This is a genomic window from Cupriavidus sp. 10L43_2, assembly GCF_056395265.1.
On sequence record NZ_JBFTJE010000027.1, the window covers coordinates 17,616 to 32,773 of the forward strand.

The 15,158-nt window shown below is 67.6% G+C and carries 16 protein-coding genes; 9 read left to right on the plus strand and 7 right to left on the minus strand.

All coding sequences use genetic code 11. The annotated features are described in order from the left end of the window. Positions 1-35 precede the first annotated feature (35 nt). From AC1DEL_RS26320 to thpR, 3 genes are read left to right on the plus strand one after another with little or no spacing between them, the layout of a single operon-like run. Positions 36-1,562, plus strand: coding sequence for a DNA-3-methyladenine glycosylase 2 family protein (locus tag AC1DEL_RS26320; RefSeq protein WP_477126420.1), 1,527 nt, complete (start codon positions 36-38; stop codon positions 1,560-1,562). Next, positions 1,559-2,110 carry a methylated-DNA--[protein]-cysteine S-methyltransferase gene (locus AC1DEL_RS26325; protein ID WP_441593708.1) on the plus strand — a complete coding sequence of 184 codons (552 nt, stop codon included), beginning with the start codon at positions 1,559-1,561 and terminating at the stop codon, positions 2,108-2,110. The genes AC1DEL_RS26320 and AC1DEL_RS26325 overlap by 4 nt, the downstream gene beginning before the upstream one ends. Before the next feature lie 9 nt (positions 2,111-2,119). Further along, on the plus strand, positions 2,120-2,674 hold the full coding sequence (gene thpR, locus AC1DEL_RS26330) for an RNA 2',3'-cyclic phosphodiesterase (RefSeq protein ID WP_092301653.1): 555 nt from the start codon (positions 2,120-2,122) through the stop codon (positions 2,672-2,674). Here the strand turns inward: thpR and AC1DEL_RS26335 are convergent. Then, entirely contained in the window at positions 2,655-3,293 is a 639-nt protein-coding gene (locus tag AC1DEL_RS26335) for a LysE family translocator (RefSeq protein WP_477126421.1), read from the minus strand. The two genes, thpR and AC1DEL_RS26335, sit on opposite strands and share 20 nt — an antisense overlap. A gap of 130 nt (positions 3,294-3,423) precedes the next feature. Between AC1DEL_RS26335 and AC1DEL_RS26340 the strand changes: the two genes are divergently transcribed. Together AC1DEL_RS26340 and AC1DEL_RS26345 are read left to right on the plus strand one after the other, a co-directional pair. Continuing rightward, positions 3,424-4,293 carry a LysR substrate-binding domain-containing protein gene (locus AC1DEL_RS26340; protein WP_477126428.1) on the plus strand — a complete coding sequence of 290 codons (870 nt, stop codon included), beginning with the start codon at positions 3,424-3,426 and terminating at the stop codon, positions 4,291-4,293. Between the two features lie 191 nt (positions 4,294-4,484). Further along, positions 4,485-5,279: a flagellar brake protein gene (locus AC1DEL_RS26345; RefSeq protein ID WP_092301647.1), complete on the plus strand. Its 795-nt coding sequence runs from the start codon at positions 4,485-4,487 to the stop codon at positions 5,277-5,279. 31 nt (positions 5,280-5,310) lie between these two features. On the opposite strand, the gene AC1DEL_RS26350 is transcribed toward AC1DEL_RS26345, so the two are convergent. Both AC1DEL_RS26350 and AC1DEL_RS26355 read right to left on the minus strand, forming a co-directional pair. Then, positions 5,311-6,159: an IclR family transcriptional regulator domain-containing protein gene (locus AC1DEL_RS26350; protein WP_092301644.1), complete on the minus strand. Its 849-nt coding sequence runs from the start codon at positions 6,157-6,159 to the stop codon at positions 5,311-5,313. 272 nt (positions 6,160-6,431) lie between these two features. After that, on the minus strand, positions 6,432-8,804 hold the full coding sequence (locus AC1DEL_RS26355) for a patatin-like phospholipase family protein (RefSeq protein ID WP_255371004.1): 2,373 nt from the start codon (positions 8,802-8,804) through the stop codon (positions 6,432-6,434). 224 nt (positions 8,805-9,028) lie between these two features. Here AC1DEL_RS26355 and AC1DEL_RS26360 point away from each other — a divergent pair, with 224 nt between their 5' ends. Both AC1DEL_RS26360 and AC1DEL_RS26365 read left to right on the plus strand, forming a co-directional pair. Continuing rightward, the gene (locus AC1DEL_RS26360) at positions 9,029-9,229 is read left to right on the plus strand and encodes an oxidoreductase-like domain-containing protein (RefSeq protein WP_477110845.1); all 201 of its coding nucleotides are present in this window, start codon (positions 9,029-9,031) and stop codon (positions 9,227-9,229) included. Positions 9,230-9,239: 10 nt separating this feature from the next. Then, a complete protein-coding gene (locus AC1DEL_RS26365; protein ID WP_477126422.1) occupies positions 9,240-10,070 on the plus strand; it encodes an NAD-dependent protein deacetylase in 831 nt (276 codons plus the stop codon). Between the two features lie 16 nt (positions 10,071-10,086). Here the strand turns inward: AC1DEL_RS26365 and AC1DEL_RS26370 are convergent, their stop codons facing one another. From AC1DEL_RS26370 to AC1DEL_RS26380, 3 genes are all read right to left on the minus strand, one after another. Further along, positions 10,087-10,674: a DUF1439 domain-containing protein gene (locus tag AC1DEL_RS26370; RefSeq protein ID WP_092301687.1), complete on the minus strand. Its 588-nt coding sequence runs from the start codon at positions 10,672-10,674 to the stop codon at positions 10,087-10,089. A gap of 91 nt (positions 10,675-10,765) precedes the next feature. Beyond that, on the minus strand, positions 10,766-10,969 hold the full coding sequence (locus tag AC1DEL_RS26375) for a SlyX family protein (protein ID WP_092301635.1): 204 nt from the start codon (positions 10,967-10,969) through the stop codon (positions 10,766-10,768). Between the two features lie 63 nt (positions 10,970-11,032). Continuing rightward, entirely contained in the window at positions 11,033-11,464 is a 432-nt protein-coding gene (locus tag AC1DEL_RS26380; protein WP_092301632.1) for a VOC family protein, read from the minus strand. 286 nt (positions 11,465-11,750) lie between these two features. Here AC1DEL_RS26380 and AC1DEL_RS26385 point away from each other — a divergent pair, with 286 nt between their 5' ends. Then, entirely contained in the window at positions 11,751-12,272 is a 522-nt protein-coding gene (locus tag AC1DEL_RS26385; protein WP_255371003.1) for a helix-turn-helix domain-containing protein, read from the plus strand. 156 nt (positions 12,273-12,428) lie between these two features. Next, positions 12,429-13,754, plus strand: a complete 1,326-nt coding sequence (gene argG / locus AC1DEL_RS26390) for an argininosuccinate synthase (RefSeq protein ID WP_092301629.1) — start codon at positions 12,429-12,431, stop codon at positions 13,752-13,754. A gap of 53 nt (positions 13,755-13,807) precedes the next feature. On the opposite strand, the gene AC1DEL_RS26395 is transcribed toward argG, so the two are convergent. Beyond that, positions 13,808-15,064: an SGNH/GDSL hydrolase family protein gene (locus AC1DEL_RS26395; protein WP_477126423.1), complete on the minus strand. Its 1,257-nt coding sequence runs from the start codon at positions 15,062-15,064 to the stop codon at positions 13,808-13,810. Positions 15,065-15,158 lie beyond the last annotated feature (94 nt).

The window sequence follows — 15,158 nt, forward strand, 5'->3', positions numbered from 1 at the left end:
TATTTCCCGGCGCCGGAAGCGGTAGGATGCTTCCCATGAACCTCGATCCCGACACCTGCTACAAGGCAGTCGCCTCGCACGACCGGCGCTTCGACGGACGGTTTTTCGTCGGCGTGTCGTCCACGGGCATCTATTGCCGGCCGATCTGCGCGGTGCGCACGCCCCGGCGCGAGAACTGCACGTTCTACGACACCGCCGCCTCGGCCGAGAAGCACGGCTTCCGGCCCTGCCTGCGCTGCCGGCCGGAACTGGCACCCGGGCACGGGCTGGCCGATATTTCCGGCCGGCTTGCGCAGGCCGCGGCCACGCTGATCGACGAAGGCTTCATGGCCGAGGCCGGCGTGGCGCAACTCGCCAAGCGCATCGGGGTGACGGAGCGTCACTTACGGCGCCTGTTCGATGCGCAGTTCGGCGTCTCGGTACTCGAATACGCCCAGACGCAGAAGCTGCTGCTGGCCAAGCGGCTGCTGACCGACACCACGCTGCCCGTTACGCAAGTGGCGCTGGCGGCGGGTTTTGGCAGCGTGCGGCGCTTCAACGACGTGCTGCGCCAGCGCTACGGCCTGACGCCGCTCACCATGCGCCGCCGCGCCGCCGAGGGCATGGCCGACCAGCTCGTGTTCGAGCTGGGCTACCGGCCGCCGCTGGCGTGGTCCGCGCTGCTGGCCTTCCTCGGCGTGCGTGTCGTGGACGGTGTCGAACAAGTACGAGGCGATGTCTACCTCCGCACGCTGGCCGTTGACGTGGGCGCGCAGCGCCACCTCGGCTGGGTGCGGCTGGAGCATGTGCCGAAGCGCACGGTGCTGCGCGTGACGCTCTCCGGCACGCTGGCCCACGCGATTCCGCAATCCCTCGGCAAGGTGCGGCGGCTGTGCGACCTCGGTTGTCGGCCGGACGTGGTGGATCGCCATCTGGGCGACCTCGCCGCCGATGTGCCGGGCATGCGCCTGCCGGGCACGTTCGATGGCTTCGAGATTGCCGTGCGGGCGATCGTCGGCCAGGTGATTTCCGTGATCCAGGCGCGGCGGATTCTCACGCGGCTGGGGGCGCTGGCCGGCGAGCCCTTGCCGCCCGAGGCGCTGGCCGGGCTGCCCGCCTTGGCCGGCCAGCCGCCGCTGACGCACATCTTCCCGACCGCGCAGGCGCTGGCCGACCTGCCCGACGAGATCTACCGCGAGGCCGGCGTGACGCCGGGCAAGCTGCGCACGATCCGCGCGCTGGCGCTCAGCATCGTCTCAGGCGACATCGCGCTCGATCCGCTTGCGCCGCCCGAGGAGACCGTGGCCCGGCTGCGCGAGATCGACGGCATCGGCGACTGGACCGCGCAGTACATCGCCATGCGCGCGCTGGGCTGGCCGGACGCCTTTCCGGCCACCGACTACGCGCTGCGCAAGGTGCTCGCCGTGAGCACGGTGCGCGCGATGCACGATCGAACCGCGCATTGGGCGCCATGGCGCGCCTACGCGGCGATTCATCTCTGGCATCGCTATGGCACGCCGCCCGCGTCCGGCGAGCCCATGGAAGAAGTATCCGAAGATCACAGCAAGGAGCAGGCAGCATGACCAGCTATCAAATCATCGACAGTCCTCTCAGGGAAATACTATTGCGGGCCGACGACGGCGCGCTGACCGGCATGTTCTTCTCCGGGCAGAAGTATTACCCCGCCGGCGCGCCCGCGACCTATATCGCATCGGCGGCCGACCAGCGCGTGCTGGACCAGGCGGCGCAAGAGCTGGCCGCCTATTTCGACGGTGCGCTACAGACCTTCGCGGTGCCCATCCGCTTTATCGGCAGCGCCTTTCAGCAGCGCATCTGGCAGGCGCTGTGCGACATCGAATTTGGCGATACATCGACGTACGGGCAGCTTGGCGCCGGCCTCGGGCTGCCACCGGCGCACTCGCGCGCGGTGGGGGGCGCCGTCGGGCGCAATCCGCTCTCGGTCATCGTGCCTTGCCATCGGGTGCTCGGTGCGTCGGGCGCGCTGACCGGCTATGCCGGCGGCGTGGACCGCAAGCGGGCGCTGCTGCGGCTGGAGGGCGTCCGGGGCGTGGATCTCGACGTCGTGGCGCCGCGCGCGCAGGGCTTGCAGTCGGCGCTGGCGTTCGGCTGATTTCTGGCTTTGGCCCGGCTGTTCATCGCCATCGACACGCCGCCCGCTGTGGCGGCGGGCCTGCTGCATACGCTGCCCGTGCATCGCGGCGTGCGGCCCGTGCCGCCCGGGCAGTTGCACCTGACGCTGCGATTCCTTGGCGATCAGGACGAAGACTGTGCCGCGCGCATCGGCAAGGCGTTGGAGGCCATGCAGGCGCCGCCGTTGACGATGCAGGTCCAGGGCGTCGGGCGCTTCCGAGGCGGGCAGGGTGCCGTGCTGTGGGCCGGACTGGCGCACGATGATCACCTGACCGCGCTATTCGACGACATTGAGGCCGCGCTGGCCGACGTCGGCATCGCGCGCGAGCGCCGTCGCTTCCATCCGCACCTGACCGTGGCGCGCTGCCGTCCGGGCCTGCCGGAGGCGGTGCTGCGCGACTGGCTCGCCGCGCAGCACGACCTGACCCTGCCAGCGTGGACCGCCGACCGCTTCGTCCTGTTTGAGAGTTTTCTGAGCCCGGAGGGCGCGCGCCATGTGCCGCGCGCCGCCTACCCGCTGGCCGCTATCGCCCCAGGTTGCTGAGCCCCAGCGCCACCCCCAGCCCGCACAGCGCCGAGCCGAGCGTCTTGTCGATCAAACCCTGCCGGCGCAGCATCGCGGCGCGCAGCGGCGCCGCGCCGAAGCCCCACGCCACGAGGCTGAACCACGCCCAGTGCGCCACGGACATGAACAGCCCGTAGCCGAGCTGCACCGCCCACGGGGTATGGGCATCCACCACCTGTGTGTAGGTGCTGACCACGAACAGCGTGGTCTTGGGATTGAGCGCATTGGTCAGGAATCCCATCCGCAGCGAAGCCCAGGCGGAGAGCCTGGGCGCCTCGCGCGCGTTGTCCCCGGTATCCACCGTCAGCGGCGTGCGGTTGCGCAAGGTCTTGATGCCGATCCAGATCAGATAGGCCGCGCCGAGCAGCTTCACCGCCGTCAGCCAGCCGTGCGCGTGCTCGATCAGCATCGCCACGCCGAACATGGTGTAGCAGACGTGCACCTGCACCCCGAGCGCGATGCCCAGCGCGCATAGCAGCCCGGTGCGCCGGCCGAACAGGTAGCTGTTGCGCGTGACCATGGCGAAGTCGGGGCCGGGCCTGATCACGGCGAGGAGGGTGATGCTGGCGACGGCCAGCGCTTCGGCAAGAGGTGACATATCGGTCAGTTTTCCGGTTCGATGGGAGGGGGATCGCGCCGCCATTCTCGCCAGAGGGAACAAGCCAGACAACCGATATATACTCGCCGAAAATGGTGAGGAAATCTGACAGATGAGCGATTTGCCGCCGATGCACTGGCTGGGCGCGATCCGGTTCTTCGAGGCCGCCGCGCGGCTTGGCAGCTTTGTGCGCGCCGCTGACGAACTCCACCTGACGCACGGCGCCATCAGCCGCCAGATCCGCCAATTGGAAGAGGCGCTGGGTGTGCCGCTGTTCGAGCGCCGGAACCGCGCGGTCTTCCTCACCGAGGCCGGCCGCACGCTCCACGTTGCCGCCACGCAATCTCTGGCCGGGCTGGCGGAGGCGGTCGCCCGGATCCGCGCGCCGGCGCCCCGGGCCGCGCTGGTGCTGTCGTGCGAGCCGACCATCGCCATGCGCTGGCTGATTCCAAGGCTGTCGCGCTTTGCCGACGCTCATCCGGACATCGCGTTGCACCTGATGGCGGCGGGCGGGCCGATCGATTTCCGGAGAAGCGGGGTGGATGTAGCGCTGCGCCGCAACGATTTCCCGTTCGATGCGCGCTGGCACACGCGCGAACTGGCGCTGGAGCGCGTCGGGCCGGTCTGCCGGCCGGACCTGGCCACGGCTGACCCGGCGGCGGTCACGCGCCTCCACACCCGCACCCGGCCCGATGCCTGGCAACGCTGGCAGCAACTCAAAGGGGATGAAAAAACCGGTCCCACCGTCCAGATCGGCCGGTCAGACCCGTGGTATGAACACTTCTACCTGAGCCTGCAGGCGGCTGCGGCCGGCCTGGGCTGGGCCATGGCGTCGCGGTTGATGGCGGTCGACGAACTCGCCGATGGCCGGCTGGCCGCGCCGCTGGGGTTTGTGGCGGACGGGTCGTCCTACCACCTGATTTCGCCGGCGCCGTTCGCCCAGGATGACCGGCTGGAGGCGCTCCACGGCTGGCTCCGCGCGGAGATGGAATCCGGCTGAAAAGGCCTTGCAACCGCTACCCCCCGGAAGTCGGTTGCTAAAGTTACGTCGTATTTTGCCGAAGGCCTAGGCATGACTTGCGCCATCCCCGGGCGGCGCTTACCATGCGGCGCTGGCCGCCGCCAGATCCACAAGCGTTGCCCGCCCCAGGCAAGACGGCGAGTAACCACTTTCGACGTAGCGTATTCCCCATGAGTGTCCAAGATTCCCGAGGGCCCGAGCAGGCCCAAAACCGGTCCCAGATCGAGGGCGAACCTGACGAGCAGGAAGGCTCGCATTCGGACGAACGCTACCGGCTCACGCATAGCTCGCAGATCGGCACGGTCCTGCGCGACCTGGCCTGGCAGAAGTGCCTGCTGAACGTGCGTTCGGCGCGCGGCTCTGAGATCGTGACGTCGATCCTGCACGTGGATCCGGCCAACCGCACCTTTATCTTCGACTGGTGCCGCGCGGATGCGGAGCGCCAGGCGCTGATGGCCTCGGACAAGAATGCGTTCTCGGGACTGCTGCGCGGCGTGCCTGTGAACTTCGTGGTCGGCGTGCCCGGCGCCACGCGCTTCGAGGGCGGGCCGGCCTTCATCGCCGATTTCCCGGACAAGCTCTACCACTTCCAGCGCCGCCGCCATTTCCGCGCGCGCACGCTGCTGACCAAGGGCTACCGCTGCCAGATCCATCTGCCGGAGACGGCCGACAAGCGCACGCTGCACCTCGATATTGCCGATCTGTCGCTGTCCGGCGCGGGCCTGCGCTCGCGCTCGGTGGGCGCTGACCAATTGCCGGTGGGCACGGTCGTCAAGAAGTGTGTGCTGGATTTTGCCGAACTGGGCCGGCTGGAACTGGACATGCAGGTGGTGGGCCACTGGCTGGTCGGCTTCGACGACAACACCGTGCACCACTACGGCTGCGCCTTCCTGAACCCGGATGGCCGCATGGAGAACTTCCTCCAGCGGCTGGTGTTCCAGCTCGAACTGGCGCACCGGGGCTGATTTTTCGGCATCGCCCCCCTGATCGGGACGCTTAAGTCCCGATCAACTTCCCGATGGCAACGGCGGCCTCCCGCATGGGGGTCAGCAGCCGCGCCACCATCTCCGCCTCGGACACCCGGGTGGCCTTCACGCTGACGCTGATGGCCGCCACCACGGTGCCCGAGAGCGACCGCACCGGTACGGCAATCGCCCGCAAACCCGGTTCCAGTTCCTCGTCGATCAGCACGTATTCCAGTTCCCGTGCGCGCCGGAAGGCTGCTTCCAGTTCCGTGCGCGAGATCTTGGTCTGCAAGGTGCGCGGACGCAGTTCGGCATGTTCGAAGAACGCCTCGAGCACTGCCTCGGGCTGGTGGGCCAGCAGCAGCCGGCCCGTGGACGTGCAATAGGCCGGCAGCCGGCTCCCCATTCCAAGTGCGTGAGTCAGCACACGTTGCACTTCCGAGCGCACCAGGTAGAGGATGTCCGTGCCGTCGAGAATGGCCAGGGCCGAGGTCTCGTGGATGCGCGTGCTCAGGTTGTCGAGGATGGGCTGCGCCGCCGAGACCAGCGACGTCGAGGAGAAATACGCGTGCCCCAGATGGAGCACGCGCGGCCGCAGCGCGAAGTGCCCATCCTGCTGGCTCACGTAGCCCAACTGCTCCAGCGTATAGAGACAGCGCCGCACCGAGGCGCGCGACAACTGCGTGCGCTGCGCCACCTGCGAGATAGTGAGTGGGCGCTTGCGTTCGGAGAAAGCCTCCAGCACCGTCAGGCCGCGCGCCAGCGACAGCATGAAATTCGGGTCGCCGGCGAAGCTGGACAGGATGTCGGCCGGCGGCCGGGCGGCGCGGACGGAGTCGGCCTGTGCAGGCTTGAGGCTGATGGGGGCGGGGGCGTCCATATGGGAATTCGGCAGGAAATACGATGCGGGGGGCGTTCGATAATCGCGCATCTTAACGTCCCACGGCGGGGCCTGCCGGGATTCGCCCAAAAAAATGTCGCCGATTGGGGCGGCGACTGGGTAAGGGGTGTCGTCCGGGACGGGGGTCCCAACGACGAGGCCAGTATAGGCAGCGGCACTTCCTGCCGACATGCCACCTCGGTGGGGGTTGGCCGTAGCGCACTTTGCGATAGGGCCGTCACATCTCCGCAGGATTTGTCCCCTGAGTGTCCCTAAGGCTTGCCCAGGAACAGGTAGAACGCGTACTGACCGCCTGCCGCGCGGCCATAGGCGAGGTAGAACGGCCCGATCGGGCTGTCCAGGCCGAGGAAGGCGGCCCCCGACTTGAGCACCCCGGTGGGGTTGCCCGGTACCAGCGGATCRCCTACGCGGCCGACCTCCAGCGAGAACCCGGCGTAGACCCCTTCGAGGAAGGTCTGCCGCACGAGCTTGTTGTAGTAGACCATCCGCGCGAACTGGATATTGCCGCCAATCAGCTGCCCGGTGGAGTAGCCGGACTGCTGCAGGAAGCCGCCCCACTGGAACATCGCGTACGGCGGCAGCGCCGGCCCGCCCAGGTTGGAGCCGGCCCGCACGCCAAAGTTGATGGTGTTGTTGCCGAAGGAGTGCGCATAGGTGGCCGTCAGGTCGCCCTTGGTATAGGTGTCGGTGGCGCCCATTGCGCCTTGCGACGAGTAGACGTTCATCGTCGCCCCGTAGCCGAAGCGCGGGAAGTTGATGCTGTCGACCTGATCCACCAGTATCCGGGCCGTGAAGGCACGGCGCTCGATGCTTTCATGGCCCGGGTCTAGGAACGCCGGCCCGGTGGAGAGCGACGCGTTCTGGTGGCCGAGCACGAAGCCCAGGCGTCCCTCGCCATATTTGGTGATCTGCGTGCCTACATCCAGCGCCAGGTCCGTGCGGCGCAGGTCGTACTGGGCGATCCGCTGGCTGCCGCTGAAGACATTGATGGGGCGGCGTTCCAGTTCGAAGCGCGGGGCGATGAAGAACAGCTGGCGGGTGTCGAGCGGCTGGTAGAACTCGCTGGTCAGGCTGGAGGTCTGGCCCACCTGGGCGTCCGTGCGCCATTCGGCGCCGAGCGAGTTGATCCACGTGCGGCGGTAGCTCGCCAGCAGGTTGAAGTAGGCGTCGCCGCGGAAGTCGGAACTGAGGCCGAGCCCGAAGCGCAGGTAGTTGGGCCCGTACGATTTCTCGATGGCTTCCACGCCGAGCACGCGCTTGCCCGGTTCCTCGAGGAAGCGGTAGTTCACGTGCTCGAAGTCGCCGGTGCCGAACAGCCGGCGCATGTCGCGGTCCAGCGTGGCCTGCGAGATCGGCTCGCCGGGGTGGGTTTCCATCGTCGCGGCGGCAAACCCGGGGCTCACGCGCTCCATCGGCGCGAAGCGGATTTCGTCCACGGGGCGCAGGTCCGGTGGCGCCAGGTTGCGCTGCGCGGCGCGCAGGGTGGCGTATTCGTCGGGCGGAATCGCCAGCGCGGCGAGCCGGGTGTGCTGGCGCCGGGCGGCTTCCTCGCCAATCGGAATGGTCTTGGGCAGGTGGTCGAAGTCGCCGGCGGAGAATTCGCCGAGTTCGGGCAGGATCAGGATGTCCATGGGCCGCAGCGAGGCCAGCGAGCTGCGCACGTTCTGCTCGGTCAGGATGTTCAGCATCTGGCTGGTTACGCCGATCAGCGAGGTCAGGTCCTCGCGCTTCATCAGCGGCGTGCCGAGGTTGACCGCGATGACGATGTCGGCCCCCATGGCGCGCGCCACGTCCACGGGCAGGTTGTCGGTCAGGCCGCCATCGACGAGCAGCTTGCCCTGGTACTCGGTGGGCGCCACGGCGCCGGGCACGGACATGCTGGCGCGCATCACGTTCGCCAGCTCGCCCTCGGTGAACACCACGGCGGTGCCGGCGACAAGGTCGGTGGCGACGGCGCGGTAAGGAATCGGCAAGGTATCGAAATTCCGATAGCCGGGGGTGTTGGAGAGCTTGCGCAGCACCGTTTCCAGCTGCACGCCGGAGACCGCACCCTTGGGCAGCAGCAGCCCGTCCCCGCGCACGCCAATCTCGGGCGTGAACAGGTTGGTGTGGTCGTCCAGCTTGCGGCGGACGGCCAGATCCTGACGCGGTGGCCGTTCCTTGAAGAGCGCGCTGGTGGACAAGCCGCCGACCAGTTCCTCCATTTCCTTGATGCTCATGCCGCTGGCATACGCGCCGCCGACCAGCGAGCCCATGCTGGTGCCGGCGATGCAGTCCACGGGCACACGCAGTTCCTCGAGCACCTTCAGCACGCCGATATGGGCGGCACCGCGCGCGCCACCGCCGGACAGCACCAGGCAGATCTTGGGGCGGCCCACCGGGTGGGTCTTGGCCGCAGCCCCTTCGACCGTGCCGCCGGGCGTGGCCGGGGCGAGGAGGGCGGGCGCGGGGAACGGCGGATTGGGTGCGGGGACGATGTTGCTGGGGGTGTAGGCGGGCAGGCGGAGGGTCCCGCCCTGCGGCGGCGGCTCCTCGGCCGTGGCCGGGCCCGGCGCGACCGCCAGCGTGGCCAGCATTGCGGCAAGCAGGCTGCATAGGGAAGGGAGTCGCGTCGCAACGCGCATGGCAGCGTATCCGATCATCCACGCCTCAGAGGTGGCCGGCGGCAACCTTGCCACAAGGCTAGCAGCCTGCCGCCGCAATCGTGTGCGCGATGGGCCACCTTCGAAACAATTCAACATCGGATTGGAACGATGCAGATCAGGCCGGCGCCGGAGGGGCGGTCCGCGGACCGAACCGGACAGGCGGCATATACTGGCGCCGTAACATTTCCTTCAGGTCTTGAGCCGTGTCTTCCCCCGTTTCCGATGATCCGCGTCCGCTCCCGCCCGAGCGCCCTGGCGACAACGAGTGCTGCCAGAGCGGCTGCGATCCGTGCATCTTTGACTACTACAACGACGAAATGGACCGCTACCGGCGGGAACTGAGGGCGTGGGAGGCGCGCCAGGCTGCGCGCGCCGAGGCCTCTTCTACATCGTCCACCTCGTAACCCCCGGCCGGTGGAAGACCTTCTCGACTTCGTGCAGCGCCATCCGCGCCTGTTTGTGCTGACCGGCGCCGGCATCAGCACGGACTCCGGCATTCCGGGCTACCGCGACGAGCAGGGCCGGTGGCAGCGCTCCGCGCCGATGACCATCACCGCCTTCCTGAGCGGCCACGCGGCGCGCCAGCGCTACTGGGCGCGCAGTATGGTCGGCTGGCCCGTGGCGGACGGCGCGCAGCCGAACGTGAGCCATCGCGTGGTGGCGCGGCTGGGCGATGCCGGGCGCGTGGCCGGGCTGGTCACGCAGAACGTGGATGGCCTGCACCAGCGCGCTGGCAGCCAGGGGGTGATCGAGCTGCACGGCAGCATCGGCCAGGTCATCTGCCTGTCCTGTGCCACGCGCTACCCGCGCGCGGACATCCAGCGCTGGCTGTGGCAGCACAATCCCGAATTCCGCGATGTGTCGGCCCTGCCGGCGGCCGATGGCGACGCCCATCTGGAATCGCCGCTATTCGACAATTTTTCGGTGCCGGTGTGCGAGCGCTGCGAAGGGCTGCTCAAGCCCGATGTGGTGTTCTTCGGCGAATCGGTGCCGCGCGAGCGCGTGGCGGCCGGGCGGCTGGCGCTCGATGCAGCGGACGCCGTGCTGGTGATCGGCTCGTCGCTGACGGTGTTCTCGGGGTATCGCTTCTGCGTCTGGGCGCACGAGCGCGGCTTGCCGATTGCCGCCCTGAACCTTGGCACCACGCGGGCCGATCCCCTGCTGACGCTGAAGGTGCTCGCGCCGATCGGGCCGACGCTGGCGGCGCTTGCCACCGCGCTGGGGCTGGAAGCCGGCGCGGGTTAGCTCGGACTACCTCGGACTAACGCAGATCGAGCTTCACCCGGATACCGTCCGCCGCGACGGTGATCGCGCCCGGCTGCACGTCCTTGCCGTTGAAGCGTAGCTCCTCGGGCTTGAACGTATAGAGCGGATAGTCCTTCAGCAACTGCTGCGCCACCACCGCGCCGATGGCATTGAGCTGCTCGTTGTACTGGCTCATGCCCTGCACCTGTACCTGCTGGACCGTGGGATTGTCGAGCAGCACGGCACGCTGCGTGGCGTCGTAGCGCACGCCGCTGTTCAGCGCCAGCGTGCCGTTGACCGGCGGGGACGGCAGGATGGTGTTGCTGATGGCCGCATCCATCTGCGTGGTGATGCGGTTGGTGGCCTCATCCAGCACCAGGCGCGGGTGCGACAGCTGCACGCTCACCAGTTCGCCATAGCGCAGCGTGGTGGGAAAGCGTTTCTCGACGGCACTCTGCAATTCGGCCTTGGTGAAGGTGTACTCGCCCGTCCATACGTTGTAGGCGGCGTGGGCGAGGGCGAAGCTGCCCAGCGCGGCGACTGCGGCCGTGGCCAGCAGCGCGCGGCGGGCGTGGAAGAAGCGATTGATCAAGGGACGGGCCATGGGCTCGGTTCGGTTGGCATCGTTGCCGGTCAGACCGGGCCCGGGAGGCATCGTTCCTGTGTGATGAGTGCGCCGCATGGCTGCTGCCGCCTCAATAGTGCGGCGGAATCTCATGCTGCGGATTGGACTCGGCGGCGGCCGAGGCACTCGTCCGGACCTGCTGGTACAGCGCCCGGAACTGGGCCTGGAGCAGGTCCAGTTGCTGCTGCTGGCGCGCGACGGCCAGGTTCAGCGTCTCGATCAGGTCTTCCTGGAAGGCGAGCTTGATCTCGAGGTCGGTCAGGCGGGATTCCATGGCATGTCTCCGGTTGGCCGCGCATTTTACGGCACGGCCATGCCGGGACCCTGCCATCGGCGCCTATTCGGCCGCCACCAGGACCATCCAGGTCACGCCGAACTTGTCCGCCACCATGCCGAAGCGCTCCGAGAAGAAGGTCTTCATCGCCGGCATGACCACGTTGCCGCCCGCGCTCAGCGCGCCAATCGTCTTGTCGACCGTCGCGGCGTCCGGCACGGTGATGGAGAGCGCGAAGCCCTGGAAGGCGGTCTGGCCCTTGCAGTCGCCATCGGACGCCATGATCGTGGTGTCCCCAATCTGCAGCGCCATATGCATGACCTTGTCATCGTTGCCGGCACCGGGCCCGCAACCGGGGCTGGCGTCCTGCGGCTCGGGGTTGTCACGGAAGCGCAGCAGCATTTCCACCTTGGCACCGAGCGCGGTCTTGTAGAACTCGGCCGCTTCCTCTGCGCGACCGTCGAAGAACAGATAGGACTGGACTTTCTTGGACATCGACATCTCCTGGTTTGGCGTTGGCCGGCGATTTGTGTACGCCGTCCACAAGAGACTAGCAAATAAAATGGACAACGTCCACATTGTTACTTTTCGTGTCCGTCACCGCCGGACACGTTTTCACGCTGGGCACCGGGCTAGGATAGGCGCTCCATGCCAGGGCGACCCGATTTCTTCCCGTCCACAAGCCGCCCTCTTCCCTGGCGTTCGTCACTCCCACCGCAATGAAATCAGCGTCCATTTCGGTTGCTAATTTTATTTGCGGATTACTTAGCGATAAGCTAATATGACGCACGTCCATGAAGTTGACCTTTCCAGACAGGCGCGCCGGGCTTTGAAGGCCATGCCGCGCAACGTTGCCACCCAGATCCGCAGCAAGATCGACATGCTGGCGGGGAATCCGTCTCAATCCGCGCGGGGGCGCCTATCAATGACCGACATCCAATTTATCGAGCAAGATGGCCAGCGGGCCTTTGCAGTCGTGCCGATCGACGTTTGGGACAAGGTGAAGCACCTGTTCGAGGATCTCGACGATGTAGCCCTGTATGACCGTGCCAAGGCGGCCGATGACGGTGTACGCATTCCGGCCGCCGTGGTCGACGCGGAGTTGGCGGGCGACCATCCAGTCAAGGCCTGGCGCGATTACCGTCGCATGACCCAGGAGGCATTGGCCCAGGCGGCCGGGCTCAGCACCCCCTACCTGAGCCAGATCGAAAACCGCAAGCGCGACGGCACCGTGGACGTGCTGCAGCGGCTGGCGCTGGCACTTGGCGTTCCCATGGACCTGCTCGTGGACGACGCCGACTGAGCGCCGAGTGAACCCCGCCCGGGCCCCGCAGTTTGGCGCTACCGCCCGGGCGTGTCACAATTCAAGGTTACGAGTTCGGGCGCCGCATCGGCTGCCGTGTGGGGGTTTCACGCGGGAGCGCCCCAAGAGCCGACAAATTCACCTAGATTTCTGGCGATGACTACCATCCTGCAGCACATTCCTTCCGGCCAGCGCGTCGGAATCGCCTTCTCGGGCGGACTCGACACCAGCGCCGCGCTCCTCTGGATGCGCCAGAAGGGCGCCATTCCCTACGCCTACACGGCCAACCTGGGTCAGCCCGACGAGCCGGACTACGACGACATTCCCCGCCGCGCCAAGGCGTACGGCGCCGAAGAAGCGCGTCTGGTGGATTGCCGCGTGCAGCTGGTGTCCGAAGGGATCGCCGCGCTGCAGTGCGGTGCATTCCACATTTCCACGGCTGGCGTGACGTACTTCAACACCACGCCGATCGGCCGCGCCGTGACCGGCACGATGCTGGTGGCCGCGATGAAGGACGATGGCGTCAACATCTGGGGCGATGGCAGCACGTTCAAGGGCAACGACATCGAGCGTTTCTACCGCTACGGCCTGCTGACCAACCCGGGCCTGCAGATCTACAAGCCGTGGCTGGACCAGCAGTTCATCGACGAACTGGGCGGCCGCGCCGAAATGTCCGAGTTCATGCGCCAGAGCGGCCATGACTACAAGATGTCGGCCGAAAAGGCGTATTCGACGGACTCGAACATGCTTGGCGCCACGCACGAGGCCAAGGATCTCGAGCACCTGAACTCGGGCATCCGCATCGTCCAGCCGATCATGGGCGTGCAGTTCTGGCGCGATGACGTGGAAGTGAAGCGCGAGGAAGTGACCGTGCGCTTCGAGGAAGGCCAGCCCGTGGCCCTGAACGGCAAGACCTTCGCGAACAGCGTGGACCTGTTCATGGAAGCCAATGTCATCGGCGGCCGCCACGGCCTGGGCATGAGCGACCAGATCGAGAACCGGATCATCGAGGCCAAGAGCCGCGGCATCTACGAAGCCCCGGGCCTCGCGCTGCTGTTCATCGCCTACGAGCGCCTGATCACCGGCATCCACAACGAAGACACCATCGAGCAGTACCGCGACAATGGCCGCCGCCTGGGCCGCTTGCTGTACCAGGGCCGCTGGTTCGACCCGCAGGCCATCATGCTGCGCGAAACCGCCCAGCGCTGGGTGGCGGGCGCCGTGACCGGCGAGGTGACCATCGAACTGCGTCGTGGCAACGACTACTCGATCCTGAACACCACGTCGCCGAACCTGACCTACAAGCCGGAACGGCTGACGATGGAAAAGGGCGAATCGATGTTCACGCCGCTGGACCGCATCGGCCAACTGACGATGCGCACGCTGGACATCGTGGACACCCGCGAGAAGCTCCAGACGTACGCGAAGAGCGGCCTGCTGTCGACCAAGACCAGCGCCGCGCTGCCGAAGCTCGAAGACTGAGCGCGGGCAGGCATCACCAGAAAAGCCGGCAAGGGCAACCTTGCCGGCTTTTTTCATGGCTGGCGCGCAGGCAACAGCGCGGCGGGGTCGATGGCGCCGGCCATCGCTGCGTAGCCCCGGTCGCCAGGGTGGAGGTGGTCGCCGCTGTCGAAGGCTGTCTCCAGGGCGTCCGGGCGGGCCGGGGCGCGCAGGGCGGCGTCGAAGTCCGCTACGGCATCGAAGGCGCCGCTGGTGCGGATCCAGTGGTTCACCTGCTGGCGCAGCGCGTCCTTCTCCGGGCTGGCGTAGCCGTGGATCGGCGACCCTTCCACAGCCAGCGCGCCTGCAAACGGCGTGATCGTGGCGCCGATCACGCGCACCCCGCGCCGGTGCGCGCGGTCGATCAGGGACTGGTAGCCGGCGATCAGGTCGGGGGCGGCGGGCAAGCGGGTCGTCGGCAGGAAGGTCGAGCCGGGCCAGCCGATGTCATTGATGCCCAGCGCGACGATGACCGCCTGCACGCCGGGCACATCGAGCACGTCGCGCTCGAAGCGCGCGCGGCCCGCTTCGCCCATGCCGGCGCGCAGCAGTTGCCCGCCCGAGATGCCCGCGTTGAGGACCGCGATGCCGTCCCCGGCCAGCCGGGCGGCGAGAACGTCAGGCCAGCGCCGGTTGGCGTCGGGCGTGGCGCCGTTGCCTTCGGTGATCGAATCGCCGAGCGCGACGATGACGGGCGCCGGCGGGCGGGCTTCCACCTCGATGGCGGACAGCAGCAGCCTTGCCTGGAAGGTCTCGGGCCGGGGCAGGGCGGCGTCCGTCACGTGGTGGCCATCGGCGATATAGGCGGTCTGCCGGCCATCCCAGTGGAAGGTGGCGATCCGCACCGGCGCCGGCAGGTGGAGGCTGACCGCCACCTCGGCCAGTGCTGGCACCGGCAGCGACACCGGGTCGCTGGTCGCCGTGGCGCCGGGCGGGATGGAGATCGCGGGTTTGCCGGCGAAGGTCACCGCATGATTGGTGGTCGGATCGATCACGCCGCCGCCGGCATGACGAGCGAGCTGGATGGCATCGACAGTCAGCGGCACCCGGCCGTACTGATTGGATAGCACCACGCGCACCCGACTCGCGCCGATGCTGACGCGGGCGACCTGCCGCACCGTGCGGTCATCAAGCCGGGCCGGCAAGCCAGTCGGCAAGGGCAGTTCATCAGGTCGCCAGACCGGTTGTTGGCTGGCCACCCAGGTCGGCACCCATTGCGGGGCGGCCATGGCGGGGCCGGCGGCGATGCAGCCCGTCAGGGCAACCATGCGAAGCAGCGAATAGGCAGACATCAGAAAACTCTCATCAAAGTGGGAATGGCCCCACTGTCACCTATTCCGATTCGCACGAGAACGCGGCAGAATCGCATATCAATCATTCCAATTA

Coding starts and splice junctions, on each gene's coding strand:
- AC1DEL_RS26370 (WP_092301687.1), bottom strand. CDS start 10,674: ATGGCCCGTCCCTTGATCAATCGCTTCTTCCACGCCCGCCGCGCGCTG.
- AC1DEL_RS26345 (WP_092301647.1), top strand. CDS start 4,485: ATGAGTGTCCAAGATTCCCGAGGGCCCGAGCAGGCCCAAAACCGGTCC.
- AC1DEL_RS26335 (WP_477126421.1), bottom strand. CDS start 3,293: ATGTCACCTCTTGCCGAAGCGCTGGCCGTCGCCAGCATCACCCTCCTC.
- AC1DEL_RS26350 (WP_092301644.1), bottom strand. CDS start 6,159: ATGGACGCCCCCGCCCCCATCAGCCTCAAGCCTGCACAGGCCGACTCC.
- AC1DEL_RS26375 (WP_092301635.1), bottom strand. CDS start 10,969: ATGGAATCCCGCCTGACCGACCTCGAGATCAAGCTCGCCTTCCAGGAA.
- AC1DEL_RS26320 (WP_477126420.1), top strand. CDS start 36: ATGAACCTCGATCCCGACACCTGCTACAAGGCAGTCGCCTCGCACGAC.
- AC1DEL_RS26340 (WP_477126428.1), top strand. CDS start 3,424: ATGCACTGGCTGGGCGCGATCCGGTTCTTCGAGGCCGCCGCGCGGCTT.
- AC1DEL_RS26395 (WP_477126423.1), bottom strand. CDS start 15,064: ATGTCTGCCTATTCGCTGCTTCGCATGGTTGCCCTGACGGGCTGCATC.
- AC1DEL_RS26325 (WP_441593708.1), top strand. CDS start 1,559: ATGACCAGCTATCAAATCATCGACAGTCCTCTCAGGGAAATACTATTG.
- argG (WP_092301629.1), top strand. CDS start 12,429: ATGACTACCATCCTGCAGCACATTCCTTCCGGCCAGCGCGTCGGAATC.
- AC1DEL_RS26380 (WP_092301632.1), bottom strand. CDS start 11,464: ATGTCCAAGAAAGTCCAGTCCTATCTGTTCTTCGACGGTCGCGCAGAG.
- AC1DEL_RS26385 (WP_255371003.1), top strand. CDS start 11,751: ATGACGCACGTCCATGAAGTTGACCTTTCCAGACAGGCGCGCCGGGCT.